Genomic DNA, 13,411 nt, shown 5'->3' with positions numbered 1-13,411 from the left:
TCAGAATTCCAGCTCGTGCTCGATGGCGGCCAGCTCCTCCGCCGTGCCCTGGACCTTCGGGCCGGTGAACCACTTGCGGGCCGACACCAGCCACCAGGTGCCGGCGAAGCCGAGGACCAGGAGGACGGCGAGCGGGGTGTAGTTGAAGGTCTCCGCCGTGACCGGGCTGGTGGTCGGGAGCATGAAGAGGACGGAGATGACCAGCGTCCAGCCGACGGCGATGACGCCGACGGGCTTGCTCCAGCGGCCGAGGTGCCAGGGCCCGCGCTGGAAGCGGTCGCCCTGGAGCAGTCGGAGGATGACCGGCAGGACGTAGGCGATGTAGAGGCCGATCACGGCGATCGAGGTGACGGCCGCGTACGCCGTGGCGTTCCACAGGTACGGCAGGCCCAGCAGGAAGGCGCCGCCGGCGGCCAGCCACACCGCGTTGGTCGGGGTCTTCGTCCGCTTGTTGATGCGGTGCCACAGGTGCGAGCCGGGCAGCGCGCCGTCCCGCGAGAAGGCGTAGATCATACGGGAGTTGGCGGTGACCGACGACATGCCGCAGAAGAACTGGGCACCGATGGCGACCAGCAGGAGCAGCTTGCCGCCGGTGGCGCCCAGCGCGTCGATGAAGATCTGCGCCGGGGGCACACCGGTCTTGCTGGCCAGCGCACCGTCGTAGTTCTGGATGGCGAAGGTGATGCCGACCAGCAGGACCCAGCCGGCGACCAGGGAGACCAGGATCGACATCACGATGCCGCGGGGGCCGGCCTTGGCCGCGTCGTGCGTCTCCTCGGTCATATGCGCCGAGGCGTCATAGCCGGTGAACGTGTACTGCGCGAGCAGCAGCCCCAGCAGCCCGACGTAGAGGGTGGAGTGCCAGCCGGTGTTGTTGACGAAGTGGGTGAAGACGAAGGAGGCGGACTGGTGCTTCGAGGGCACCACGACCAGGGCGCCCACGATGACCAGCACCCCGAGGATGTGCCACCACACGCTGACGTTGCTGAGGAACGAGGCGAGCTTCACGCCGAAGGTGTTCAGCAGGCCGTGGGCCAGCAGCACGAGGCCGAACAACATGATCGTGTGCACCGGGGTGGCGGCGAAGCCGAACTGGAGGTCCAGCAGCGCGTTCAGGAAGGACGCGGCGCCGAAGTCGACCCCCGCGGTCACCGCGACCTGGCCGAGGAAGTTGAACCAGCCGGTGAACCAGGACCACGCCGGGCCGTGCGAGGGGGCCAGCTTCGCCGCCCAGTAGTACAGGCCGCCCGCCGTCGGGTAGCTGGAACAGACCTCGGCCATCGCCAGGCCGACGAACAGCGTCATCACGCCGACCACCGGCCAGCCCCAGACGATCAGCGCGGGCCCGCCCGTGTTCATGCCGAAGCCGTACAGCGTCAGACAGCCGGAGAGGACCGAGATGATCGTGAACGAGACGGCGAAGTTCGAGAACGCCGACATCGAGCGGGCCAGCTCCTGGGCGTAGCCGAGCTCGTGGAGGCGCTGTTCGTCGCTGGAGCGCTGAGGGGGTTGTTGTTCCTGGTCTGGGTTCGTCGCGTGCTCGTTGATGGACACCACGCCTCCGAGGGACTCGATAATCCGCGGCGGGTACGGCCGTGGGCGAACCGCTACCAGCCCCGCAACAAAGGTATGGGCCGATACCTTTGTCTCCGGGTGGGCCGAGCGCAAGACCCCGAGGGGAAAATCTCGTAACAGGCGGGTTTCTAGAACCTCACGAGTCCGGCAAGCCCTACGAAAGGAAGCCGCGCAGCAGTGCCGCCGTGCCGGCGCAGTGCTCCCGCATCACCTCGCGCGCGGTGTCCGCGTCGCCGTCCAGCACCGCCCCGACCAGCGCCTCGTGCTGCTGCTGGGAGTGCTCCAGATTGCGTACCAGCAGGGGGATGCAGTCGAGGAGGTCGTTGACGGTCGCCCGCACCGCGGCGTACTGCGTGGCGAGCGAGGGGGAACCGCACAGCTCCGCCAGGGTGAGATGCAGCAGGGTGTCCTGTCGGCGGTATTCGGCCAGCGGGGCTTCGTGGGTCGCGGTGAGCGCGGAGCGCAGTCGGTGCGCCTGCTCCTGGTCCAGTCCGTGCGCCGCGCACAGTCCGGCGGCGCCCGCCTCCAGCACCTCGCGGAACCGCAGGGTGTCCTCCAGGTCCACCTTCTCGATCCGCCGCCGCAGCTCCTCCTCGGCGCTGCCCCGGCTCACCTCCGGGCGCCGCCGGACGAAGGTCCCGCCGTACCGGCCGCGGCGGCTCTCGACGATGCCCTCGTCCGTCAGTACCTTCAGGACGTCGCGCAGCGTCACCCGGCTGACTCCCAGCCGGTCGGACAGTTCCCGCTCGGACGGCAGTCGCTGGCCCTGCGGCACCAGTCCGAGGCGGACGATCTGGAGTATCTGCTCCAGTGCCTCCTCGAACCCGTTGCCCGCCCGGACCGGCCGCAGCACCGGCGCCAGCCGGTCCACCGCGGCGGCCTCGTCAGCCTCGCTCATCGGACCCCCTTCCCATTTAATGGTCCATGTGCATACCTTATGCCATCCGGCTGTACCGACAGGAGGCTTCCCGTGGCTGACCGTACGCCCCCGCTGTCCGTCGACGAGCTGAGAAATCTCGTCGACACCGGGGAGATCGACACTGTCGTCCTCGCCTTCACCGATATGCAAGGCAGGCTCCAGGGCAAGCGGTTCGCCGCCCGCTTCTTCCTCGACGAGGTCCTGGAGCACGGCACCGAAGGATGCAACTACCTCCTCGCCGTGGACGCCGACATGAACACCGTGGACGGCTATGCGATGTCCTCCTGGGAGCGCGGCTACGGCGACTTCGCCATGCACGGCGACGGCGCCACCCTGCGCCGCACCCCCTGGGACGCCGGTACCGCGCTGATGATCGCCGACCTGGGCTGGCACGACGGCTCGCCCGTCGTCGCCTCCCCGCGCCAGATCCTGCGCCGCCAGCTCGACAGGCTCGCCGAGCACGGCTGGACCGCGTACGCCGGCACCGAGCTGGAGTTCATGGTCTTCAAGGACACCTACGAGGACGCCTGGGCCCGCGGCTACCGCGATATGAACCCGGCGAACAAGTACAACGTGGACTACTCGCTCCTGGGCACCGGCCGGGTCGAGCCCCTGCTGCGCCGCATCCGCAACGAGATGGGTGCGGCCGGCATGACCGTCGAGTCGGCCAAGGGGGAGTGCAACCTCGGCCAGCACGAGATCGCCTTCCGCTACGACGAGGCCCTCACCACCTGCGACCAGCACTCCATCTACAAGACGGGCGCCAAGGAGATCGCGTCCCAGGAGGGCATGGCGCTCACCTTCATGGCGAAGTACGACGAGCGCGAGGGCAACTCCTGCCATATCCACCTCTCGCTGCGCGACGAGGCCGGACACCCGGTCCTCGCCGACGGCGACGGCGCGTACGGCATGTCGAAGCTCATGCGGCACTTCCTCGCCGGGCAGATCGCCGCCATGCGCGAGTTCACCCTCCTGTACGCGCCGAACATCAACTCCTACAAGCGCTTCCGGCCCGGCTCCTTCGCGCCCACCGCCGTCGCCTGGGGCCCCGACAACCGCACCTGCGCCCTGCGCGTCATCGGGCACGGCCAGTCCCACCGCTTCGAGAACCGCCTCCCCGGCGGCGATGTGAACCCCTACCTCGCGGTCGCCGGCATGGTCGCCGCCGGGCTGCACGGCATAGACAACGAGCTGGAGCTGCCCGAGGCGTGTACCGGCAACGCCTACTCGGGCGACGCACAGCACGTGCCCACCACCCTGCGCGAGGCCGCCGGACTGTGGGAGAAGTCCTCGATCGCCCGCGCCGCCTTCGGCGACGAGGTGGTCGAGCACTACCTCAACATGGCCCGCGTCGAGCTGGACGCCTTCGACTCCGCCGTCACGGACTGGGAGCGCTTCCGCTCCTTCGAGCGCATGTAAGGAACCACGCTGTGTCCTATGGTTCGCACGAGCTGAAGATCCTCAACCCGGCCACCGAGGAAGTGGTGGCCACCGTCCCGACCACGTCCCCCGAGGAGGTCGACGCCGCGGTCCGCCGGGCCACCGCGGCGCAGGAGGCCTGGGCCGCGGTGGCACCCGGCGACCGGGCCCGGATCCTGCGCCGCTTCGCCGACGTCGTCGACGCCCATATCGAGCCGCTCGCCGAGCTCGAACTCAAGGAGGCCGGGCACCCGCTGGGCAACGCCCGCTGGGAGGCGGGCAACGTCCGCGACCTGCTGCACTACGCCGCCGGGGGAGTGGAGCGGCTCACCGGCCGGCAGATCCCGGTGGCCGGCGGACTGAACATCACCGTCCAGGAGCCGCTCGGCGTGGTCGCCGTGATCGCCCCCTGGAACTTCCCGATGCCGATCGCGGCCTGGGGCACCGCCCCCGCTCTGGCGGCCGGTAACGCCGTGCTGCTCAAACCCGCCGAGACCACCCCGCTCACCGCGCTACGGCTCGCCGAACTGGCCCTTCAGGCCGGGCTCCCCGAGGGCCTCTTCCAGGTCCTGCCCGGCGAGGGCCCGGTCACCGGCACCGCACTGGTCGACCACCCCGGCGTCGCCAAGGTCGTCTTCACCGGCTCCACCGCCACCGGCCGGCAGATCGCCGCCCGCTGCGCCGCGCAGACCAAGCGGCTCACCCTCGAACTCGGCGGCAAGAGCCCCAACATCGTCTTCGCCGACGCCGACATCGAGGCCGCCGCGGCCGCCGCCCCCGGCTCCTTCCTCGACAACACAGGCCAGGACTGCTGCGCCCGCAGCCGGATCCTCGTCCAGCGCTCCGTCTACGACCGCTTCCTTACGCTGCTGGAGCCCGCGGTCAAGGCGTTCACCGTCGGCGACCCGGCCGACCCCGCCACCCAGATGGGCCCGCTGATCTCCGCCGCTCAGCGCGAGCGGGTCCGGTCCTACGTCCCCGAGGACGTCCCGGCCGCCATCCGCGGCGAGGCCCCCGCCGGCAAGGGCTTCTGGTACCCGGCCACCGTCCTGGAAGGCCGCCCCGAGGACCGCACGGCCGTAGAGGAGATCTTCGGCCCGGTCGCCGTCGTCATCCCCTTCGACGACGAGGCCGACGCGGTACGCATCGCCAACGCCACCGACTACGGGCTGTCCGGTTCCCTGTGGACCCGCGACGTCGGCCGGGCGCTGCGCGTCTCGCGCGCCGTCGCGGCCGGCAACCTCTCCGTCAACTCCCACAGCAGCGTGCGCTATTGGACCCCGTTCGGCGGGTTCAAGCAGTCCGGCCTCGGGCGCGAACTGGGCCCGGACGCGCTCGCCGCCTTCACCGAGACCAAGAACATCTTCATCAGCACCGAGGAGCGCTAAGTGACCGACCAGACCGCAGTGTGCCGCCGCCTCGTCGGCCGCACCGCCGTGATCACCGGAGCCGGCAGTGGCATCGGCCTGGCCACCGCCCGCCGACTCGCCTCCGAAGGCGCCAACGTCGTCTGCGCCGACATCGACGACAAGGCCGGCAAGGCAGCCGCCGAGGAGGTCGGCGGCATCTTCGTCCAGGTCGACGTGACCGACTCGGAGCAGGTCGAGGCGCTCTACAAGACCGCCTTCGACACCTACGGTTCGGTCGACATCACCTTCAACAACGCCGGTATCTCCCCGCCCGACGACGACTCCATCCTCACCACCGGACTCGACGCCTGGAAGCGGGTCCAGGAGGTCAACCTCACCTCCGTCTACCTGTGCTGCAAGCACGCCCTGCCGTACATGCAGCGGCAGTTCGAGCAGACCGGGCGAGGCGGCTCCATCATCAACACCGCCTCCTTCGTCGCCGTGATGGGCGCCGCCACCTCCCAGATCAGCTACACCGCCTCCAAGGGCGGCGTGCTGGCCATGTCCCGCGAGCTGGGCGTGCAGTTCGCCCGCGAGGGCATCCGGGTGAACGCCCTGTGCCCGGGACCGGTCAACACCCCGCTGCTCAAGGAACTCTTCGCCAAGGACCCCGAGCGCGCGGCGCGCCGCCTGGTGCACGTCCCGGTCGGCCGGTTCGCCGAGCCCGAGGAGATCGCGGCCGCCGTCGCCTTCCTCGCCAGCGACGACTCCTCGTTCGTCAACGCCGCCGAATTCCTGGTCGACGGCGGTATCGCGGGCGCGTACGTCACCCCGCTGTAATCACGTGTTGTTCACTTCCGGGTAAGCGCCACGGTGGCCGGACGTCGCCCGACGCCCGGCCGCCGTACGCTAGCGTCCGCCTTCGGTTCTTCGTTCGACGGGAGTACGTTCCATGCGCAACAAGCGTCGCTGGCTGGCAGCGGGTGCTGCCCTCGCGGTCGCCGGAGGCGGCGTCGCGGCCGCCCAGACCGCCACGGCAAGGCCGGCACCGAGCCACTGTCCCACCCTCAACGTGTCCAAGGGCTGGTACGGCGACAACCGTGCCAAGCTCCAGAAGATGATTGACGAGCGCGGCAGTTGCTCGGGATCCGGGGGCGCGCGACCGGTCGCGACCTTCGACTGGGACAACACCGTCGTCAAGAACGACATCTCCGACGCCACGCTGGCCTGGATGCTCCGGCACGACAAGGTGCTGCGCCCGGCGAGCTGGAAGGCCACCAACAAGTGGCTGACCGACGACGCCGCCCGCGCGCTCACCGAGGCCTGCGGCACCTCCGTGCCCGCCGGCCGGCCGCTGCCGACGTCGACCGACACCGGCTGCACCGACGAGATCCTCGACGTCTACAACGACGAGCGGACCTCCGGCGGCAAGGAGGCGTTCGCAGGGGAGTGGAACCACCGGCGCACGGTCCCCTCGTACGTCTGGATCACCCAGCTGTTCGCCGGGCACACCCCGGAAGCCCTGACCTCGTACGCTGCCAAGGCGCGCAAGGAGAACCTCGCCGCGCCGATCGGTACGGAGCAGACGGTCGGCACGCACAAGTGGGCCGGATACGTGCGCTACTACGACCAGCAGCGCGACCTCATCGGCACCCTCAAGAAGGCCGGCTTCGACGTCTACATCGTCTCCGCCTCGGCCGAGCCGCTGGTCCGCGCCTGGGCGCCCGGCGTGGGCATCGACCGCGACCACGTCATCGGCATCCGCAACATCGTCCGCGACGGCAGGCTCACCACCGGCGTCCAGGGCTGCGGCGACGTCAAGGACACCCACGGCGAGGTCCTGACGTACATGGACGGCAAGCGCTGCTGGATCAACCAGGAGATCTTCCACGTCAAGGGTGCCAAGGCCTGGCAGCAGCAGGACCCGGCGCACCGCGCCGCCTTCGCGGCGGGCGACGCCGAGACCGACGTGACGTTCGTCGGCGACGCCACCGCCGGCCACCTGGCCATCAACCGCAACAAGACCGAGCTGATGTGCCGGGCGTACGACAACGCCGACCACCGCTGGATCGTCAACCCGATGTTCATCGAACCGAAGAAGCGCAAGACCGAGCCGTACCCGTGCGCGACCGCCGGCGCCGTCCGGCCGGACGGCACGCTCGGCCCGATCCACCGCGCCGACGGCTCGGTGATCCCGGACCAGCAGGACACCGTCTACTGAGCCCGCCGGAGGGCCGCGCCGGATCAGAGGAAGGTGCGGCCCTCCCCGCGGTACGTCGGCACCGTGTCCACCACCCGGTCCCCGTCGACCAGCCGCAGCCGGTCGAACCGCTCGCACAACTCGCCGGCCTTCGCGTGCCGGAACCACACCTTGTCGCCGAGCGCCAGCCCGTCCGCGGCCGGCCCCAGCAGCGGCGTCTGCACCTCGCCGGGCCCCTCCTGCGGGTCGTAGCGGAGCCCGGCCGGCAGATACGGCACCGGCAGCCGGTCGGGCCCCGCCGCCCCCGACGCCGGATAGCCGCCGCCGAGCACCGTCACCACGCCGGGACCGGGCCGGCGCACCACCGGCTGGGCGAACAGCGCTGCCGGACGCCCGCGGAACGAACGGAAGTTGTCGAACAGCCGCGGCACATACAGCCCCGAACCGGCCGCGACCTCGGTGACCGCCGCCTCCGCCGCGGTGTGCTGCACGCTGCCCGTCCCGCCGCCGTTGACGAACTCCAGTCGCGGCGCCACCTCCCGCACCGCCCGCACGGCCTCCCAGCGCCGCTGCGCCAGCTCCTTGCGCGCCGCCGCCTGCATCACCCGGATCGCCCGGGAGAACAGCGGCTTGCCGGCCACCTCGTCGCCCACCCCGGCCAGATGTCCCTCGTACGCCATCAGTCCCACCAGCCGGAAACCGGGGCGGCGCACCACCGACCGGGCCAGCGCGGCCAGTTGGGCCGGTGCCCGCAGCGGCGAGCGCCGGGCGCCGACCCGCACCGTCCGGCCCACCGGCCGGTAGGAGGTGTCCAACTCCAGGCACACCCGCACCTCCTCGCCGCCGAGCGCACCACCCGGTCGGGCGGCGTCGATCAGATCCAGCTGTGCCGGGTCGTCGACCATCACCGTCACCGCGGCCGCGAGTTCGGCGTCGGCGGTCAGTTCGGCGAAGCCCGCCCGGTCCACCGACGGGTACGCCAGCAGGACGTCGGCGAAGCCGGAGCGCGCCAGCCACAGCGACTCCGACAGCGTGAAGCTCATGATCCCGGCGAAGCCGTCCCGCGCCAGCACCCGCTCCAGCAGGGCCCGGCAGCGCACCGACTTGCTCGCCACCCGGATCGGCTTCCCCCGGGAGCGGCGCACCAGATCGGCCGCGTTGGCGTCGAAGGCCTGAAGGTCGACGACGGCCAGGGGCGCGTCGAGGTGGGCGGTGGCCCGGTCGTAACGGGCTTTGTCGCCATACGCGTCGGCTGTCTGCGGGGGCATGGCCGCAGCCTGCCAGACCGTCCCCCACTGCCAAAAGGGCGTGGGAGGTACCCCCAACCACTGGGTAGGGGAGAGATCCCGACAGAGTGGACACCGGGCCGCCACGGGTTGCCGCACCGACGCCGCCAGCCCGTAGAGTGGCTCGACACCGCAACCAGCAGGTCAGCGGCGTGTTGTCCGGATACGAACCACCCTGCCCCGATTGCTGATCGGGCCCGGCGGGGGCGGCGTGAGGGGGAGCGCGGGTGAGCACCGACGCAGATTTCGCCGATGCGCGACAGATCCCACCCATACCCCCGCGGCCGCCCCGGCAGCCCGCGGCGGCCGCCCCGGACGAGGACCCCCGGACCACCGCGCTGCGCCGCCGGGTCCCGGCCGAGCCGTCGGTGCCGCCGCCGTCCGCCCCGACCGTCCCCCCGCTCCCGACCGCACCCCCCGGCCGAGCCGCGGCCACCTCCGCCGGTGGCACGCCGCCGCCCGGCCCCGTGCCGCCCGCCGGCCCCTCGGGCCCGGCCGTCCCGCCGCGCCCCACCGCACCGCCGGCCTTCCCCGGTCCCGCCACCCCGTTCGGGCAGGGGCGGCCCCCCTCGGCCGCGGCCCCGGCCCCTCCGCCGCCCCCGGCCGGCCACCCCGGCACCTTCCGCGACACCGCCGCCTTCCACCTGGCCAACAGCCAGGACGCGTGGAACGCCACCCACGAGCGCGCCGCGAGCAGCGCGCCGCAGCCCGACTGGACCCGAACTCCCCGTCCGCCCCGGGGAGTCGGCGGCCTGCCCACGGCGCCCCCGCGCCGGACCACGGCCGTCCGCCGCCCCGGCGCCCGGGTGATCGCCGCCGCGGCCTGCCTCGTCCTCGGCATCGGCCTGATCGGCGGTGCGGCGGCCGGCAGTTGGCTCACCGACGACTCCGACGACGGCCCGCCCAGCCCCGAGGTCGCCTTCCACAAGGGCCGCGACGCCTGGCACAACACGCCCGTCGACACCCTCTTCCCGCGCGTCGTCGAGGGCCTGGGCGTCGGTCCCGGAGGCGCCGACCGGACCTGGACCCGGATCGCCGTCGCCCCCGACGGCGACTGCGCCGGCGCCTACGACCCCGAGCTCGGCCGGGTGCTCGCTCGGGCGGGCTGCGTCCGCCTGCTGCGCGCCACCTACACCGACGCCACCCACACCAGCCTCATCACCGTCGGCGCCCAGACCGCCAAGGCCGACCAGTCCGGCATGCTGGCCCTCAACACCCACTTCAGCACCAAGAGCCTGGGCGACCGCACCGACCAGATGCCGCTGCCCTACGCGCCCAAGGGCACCCCCGCCGAGGGCTTCGGGCGCGCCCAGCGGGCCAGTTGGACCGTCCGGGTGCTCACCGACATCCCGGTCGTCGTCTACGCCGTCTCCGGCTTCGCCGACGGGCGCACCGTCACCGAACCGCAGCCCGCCGCGGCCGCGACGCGGGCCGGCGCCACCACCGCCCCGGCCGAGTCCGGCCTCGGCCACGACGCCAAGGACCTCGCGGACCGCATCGAGGCCGACTTCCGCTCCGCCTCCGGCGTCCCTTCGCAGACCACGGAGTCGTCACCTTGAGGAAGCCCCGGCAGACCCTGCTGCGCTGTGCCACCGCACTCGCCTCCGCCGCGCTCGCGGTGCTGCCCGCGGTACCGGCACGGGCCGACGCGATCCGCGCCCAGGAGTGGGGCCTCCAGGCCGTCCACGCCCAGCAGGCCTGGCGCACCACCAAGGGCGCCGGCGTCACCGTCGCCGTCCTGGACACCGGCGTCGACGCCAACCACCCCGACCTCGAAGGCCAGGTGCTCGCCGAGAAGGACCTGGTCGGCTTCGGCGCCGGCCCGGGCGACGCCGCCTGGGCCCGGCACGGCACCGGCATGGCGAGCGTCATCGCCGGCCACGGCCACGGAGCGGGCAACCAGGACGGCGTCCTCGGAATCGCCCCCGAGGCCAAGATCCTGCCGGTCCGCGTCATCCTGGAGGACAACGACGCCCAGCGGGAGCGGGCCCGCACCGAGAAGGCCGGGGCGCTCGCCGACGGCATCCGCTGGGCCGCCGACCACGGCGCCGACGTGATCAGCATGTCGCTGGGCGACGACAGCGAGACCGCGCACCCCGAGCCGCGCGAGGACGCGGCCATCCAGTACGCCCTCAGCAAGGGCATCCCCGTGGTCGCCTCCGCGGGCAACGGCGGCGACAAGGGCAACCACGTCTCCTACCCCGCCGCCTACCCCGGCGTCATCGCCGCCACCGCCGTCGACCACCTGGGCGAGCGCGCCCACTTCTCCACCCGCCACTGGTACGCCACGGTCAGCGCCCCCGGCGACGACATCCTCATGGCCGGCAACGGCGACGGCTACCTCTCCGGCTGGGGCACCAGCCCCGCCGCCGCCTTCGTCTCCGGCGCCATCGCCCTGATCCGCTCGGTGCACCCCGACCTCAGCCCCACCCAGATCCGCCGGCTGCTCACCTCGACCGCACAGGACGCCCCCCAGGGCGGGCGCGACGACGACCTGGGTGCCGGCCTGATCGACCCGGCCGCCGCCCTCAAGGCCGCAGCCGACCTCAAGCCCACTCCCCAGAGGCCGTCCCCCGCCGCCTACCGCGACCGCTACTTCGGCCCCGGCCCCACCACGGACGCCTCCGACGACACCCCCGTCAACTGGCTCCCATGGGTCGCCGGCACCGGGGGCCTGGCCCTCGTCGCCGCCGCCTGCTTCCTCTGGCGCACCCGCACCCGTACCTGACCGGCGGTCGACCACCCCACGACGTGCCGCACACCCGAGCCGATACGCTCGCGACGTGCAGAAGAACATCCCCAACCCCGGCTTCGCCGACGACGACGGCTCCGCCGACCCCGCGCTCGCCGCGGCCCTGGCGGCGTACGACACGGACCGGAGCACCGAACCCCGGCTGCTGTCCGCGCTGGCCGGCGCCCGCCTGCTCGTTCCCGTCGTGGCGGTGCTCGGCGAGGTGGAGACGGGCCCGGACGGCCTGCGCCGCGAGAAGAGCAGCGATATGGCCGTCCCCACCCTCCAGGCCCCGGACGGCCGCCGCGCCCTGCCCGCCTTCACGTCCACCGCGACCCTGCAACGCTGGCGCCCGGACGCCCGCCCGGTGGCCGTCCCGCTCCATCAGGCGCTGCTGGCCGCCTCCCACGAGCAGGCCGACACCGTCGTCATCGACCTGGCCGGACCGGTCACCTACCAGCTGACCGGCCCCGCCCTGCGCGCCCTCGCCGAGGGGCGTACGACCGCCGACCCGCTCGCCGACCCGGCCGTCACCGACGCCCTGCGGTCCCTGCTCGCCGCCGAGCCCGCCGTCCTCGTCGCCCACCTCGCGCCGTCCGCCGCGACGGACGCCACCCTCGCCATCGGCCTGGCCGCCGACGCCCCGACCGCCGAGGTGGCCCAACGGCTGGCCCAGGCCCTGGCCGCCGACGAGGTGCTGCGCGCCCGGCTCGTCCGGGGCCTGGACCTGGCCCTTCTGCGGCCCGGCGCCACCGCGGACGGCGAGCCGCTCTACCGGCGCTGACCCGCCGCCCCGAGACGTCGGCGGCCCGGGCCGCCGACGGGCGCGTTCGTCTCCGCGGCCGCACAATGCGAGGAGAGCTCAAGATCCACGCGAGGAGAGCCCCTCATGGAGACAACGGAGACGGAAACCGAGCCCGGAACCGCCACGTCCACGGTCGTGAGCCGCGCCATCGTGTGCGAGTTCCTCGGCACGCTGCTCCTGGTGTTCTTCGCCGTCGGCTCGGCAGTGCTGGCGGGCGAGTACATCGGCACCTTCGGCATCGCCCTGGCCTTCGGCTTCACCATGCTGGCACTGGCCTACGCCCTCGGCCCGGTCTCGGGTTGCCACATCAACCCCGCGGTGACGCTCGGCATGCTGCTGGCCCGCCGGATGGCGCTGCGCACGGCCATCGAGTACTGGATCGCCCAGGTGGTCGGCGCCATCGTCGGTTCCGCGCTGCTCTTCCTGGTGGCCAAGCAGGTCCCGGGCCTTCAGACGCACGGCGCCTTCGGCACGAACGGCTGGGGCGACCGCTCGGCGGTGCACCTCAACCTCGGCGGAGCGTTCGTCGCCGAGATAGTGATGACCTTCCTGTTCGTCTTCGTGGTGCTGGCGGTGACCCACAACATCGCCCTGTTCGGCTTCAACGGGGTCGCCATCGGCATGGCGCTGGCCACCGTCCACCTCATCGGCATCCCCCTGGACGGCACCTCCGTCAACCCGGCACGCTCCATCGGCCCGGCCCTGTTCGCCGGCGGCGCGGCCCTCACCCAGCTGTGGCTCTTCATCGTGGCCCCACTGATCGGCGGCGCAATCGCCGCCGTCGTCCACCAGATCACCCACCCGCCGAACGAAGAGTCCTAACCTTCCGCTGCGCTTGGCTGCCCGCCCACGTTGTTGGCTTTCTCTCCGTGGCGCCTGCGGCGGGCTGTTGCCGCTGCGCGGGGCTGTCAGCTGCGGGTGCGCCCCTCCGGACTTCGTCCTGTGGTCCGCCCCCTCCCGTGGATGGTGGGGAAGAAGACCGGTGGGGGTCCCTGTAGACCGTCGTGTGCGCGCACGAGCCCTCTCACACCCGCCCCCACGACCGTCTTTCCTCCCACTCACGGGAGGGGACGGGCCGGAGGGGTAGGGGTGTGGGACGTAAAGCGAAGCAGTCCCACACCCCTACC

At 72.4% G+C, this 13,411-nt stretch carries 11 protein-coding genes; 8 read left to right on the top strand and 3 right to left on the bottom strand.

Annotated features, from left to right (window positions below; genetic code table 11):
- Together AB0C96_RS28260 and AB0C96_RS28255 are read right to left on the bottom strand one after the other, a co-directional pair.
- Positions 1 to 1,554 carry an amino acid permease gene (locus AB0C96_RS28260; protein ID WP_362921068.1) on the bottom strand — a complete coding sequence of 518 codons (1,554 nt, stop codon included), beginning with the start codon at positions 1,552 to 1,554 and terminating at the stop codon, positions 1 to 3.
- A gap of 175 nt (positions 1,555 to 1,729) precedes the next feature.
- Positions 1,730 to 2,473, bottom strand: a complete 744-nt coding sequence (locus AB0C96_RS28255; protein ID WP_362921067.1) for an FCD domain-containing protein — start codon at positions 2,471 to 2,473, stop codon at positions 1,730 to 1,732.
- A 72-nt stretch (positions 2,474 to 2,545) separates the two neighbouring features.
- Here AB0C96_RS28255 and AB0C96_RS28250 point away from each other — a divergent pair, with 72 nt between their 5' ends.
- The 4 genes from AB0C96_RS28250 (at position 2,546) to AB0C96_RS28235 (ending at position 7,483) form a co-directional block, all read left to right on the top strand.
- Positions 2,546 to 3,913 carry a glutamine synthetase family protein gene (locus AB0C96_RS28250; RefSeq protein WP_362921065.1) on the top strand — a complete coding sequence of 456 codons (1,368 nt, stop codon included), beginning with the start codon at positions 2,546 to 2,548 and terminating at the stop codon, positions 3,911 to 3,913.
- An 11-nt stretch (positions 3,914 to 3,924) separates the two neighbouring features.
- Positions 3,925 to 5,301 (top strand): aldehyde dehydrogenase family protein, encoded by a 1,377-nt coding sequence (locus AB0C96_RS28245; RefSeq protein ID WP_362921063.1) that lies wholly within the window; start codon positions 3,925 to 3,927, stop codon positions 5,299 to 5,301.
- Positions 5,302 to 6,102 carry a 3-oxoacyl-ACP reductase gene (locus tag AB0C96_RS28240; RefSeq protein WP_362921062.1) on the top strand — a complete coding sequence of 267 codons (801 nt, stop codon included), beginning with the start codon at positions 5,302 to 5,304 and terminating at the stop codon, positions 6,100 to 6,102.
- Between the two features lie 112 nt (positions 6,103 to 6,214).
- On the top strand, positions 6,215 to 7,483 hold the full coding sequence (locus AB0C96_RS28235; protein ID WP_362921060.1) for a haloacid dehalogenase-like hydrolase: 1,269 nt from the start codon (positions 6,215 to 6,217) through the stop codon (positions 7,481 to 7,483).
- Between the two features lie 23 nt (positions 7,484 to 7,506).
- On the opposite strand, the gene AB0C96_RS28230 is transcribed toward AB0C96_RS28235, so the two are convergent.
- Positions 7,507 to 8,730: an amino acid deaminase/aldolase gene (locus tag AB0C96_RS28230; protein ID WP_362921058.1), complete on the bottom strand. Its 1,224-nt coding sequence runs from the start codon at positions 8,728 to 8,730 to the stop codon at positions 7,507 to 7,509.
- A 245-nt stretch (positions 8,731 to 8,975) separates the two neighbouring features.
- Here AB0C96_RS28230 and AB0C96_RS28225 point away from each other — a divergent pair, with 245 nt between their 5' ends.
- The 4 genes from AB0C96_RS28225 to AB0C96_RS28210 all read left to right on the top strand — a co-directional run bounded on the left by AB0C96_RS28225 (position 8,976) and on the right by AB0C96_RS28210 (position 13,106).
- A complete protein-coding gene (locus AB0C96_RS28225) occupies positions 8,976 to 10,307 on the top strand; it encodes a hypothetical protein (protein WP_362921057.1) in 1,332 nt (443 codons plus the stop codon).
- A complete protein-coding gene (mycP, locus tag AB0C96_RS28220) occupies positions 10,304 to 11,476 on the top strand; it encodes a type VII secretion-associated serine protease mycosin (RefSeq protein WP_362921055.1) in 1,173 nt (390 codons plus the stop codon). Before AB0C96_RS28225 ends, mycP begins: the two co-directional genes overlap by 4 nt.
- 55 nt (positions 11,477 to 11,531) lie before the next feature.
- Positions 11,532 to 12,263, top strand: coding sequence for an SseB family protein (locus tag AB0C96_RS28215; RefSeq protein ID WP_362921054.1), 732 nt, complete (start codon positions 11,532 to 11,534; stop codon positions 12,261 to 12,263).
- Between the two features lie 105 nt (positions 12,264 to 12,368).
- Positions 12,369 to 13,106 (top strand): aquaporin, encoded by a 738-nt coding sequence (locus AB0C96_RS28210; protein ID WP_362921053.1) that lies wholly within the window; start codon positions 12,369 to 12,371, stop codon positions 13,104 to 13,106.
- Positions 13,107 to 13,411: the final 305 nt, after the last annotated feature.

The sequence above is a fragment of the Streptomyces sp. NPDC048506 genome, from assembly GCF_040651315.1.
In the GTDB taxonomy this organism is placed as follows: domain Bacteria; phylum Actinomycetota; class Actinomycetes; order Streptomycetales; family Streptomycetaceae; genus Streptomyces.
This window is presented reverse-complemented; position numbering and strand designations above follow the sequence as displayed.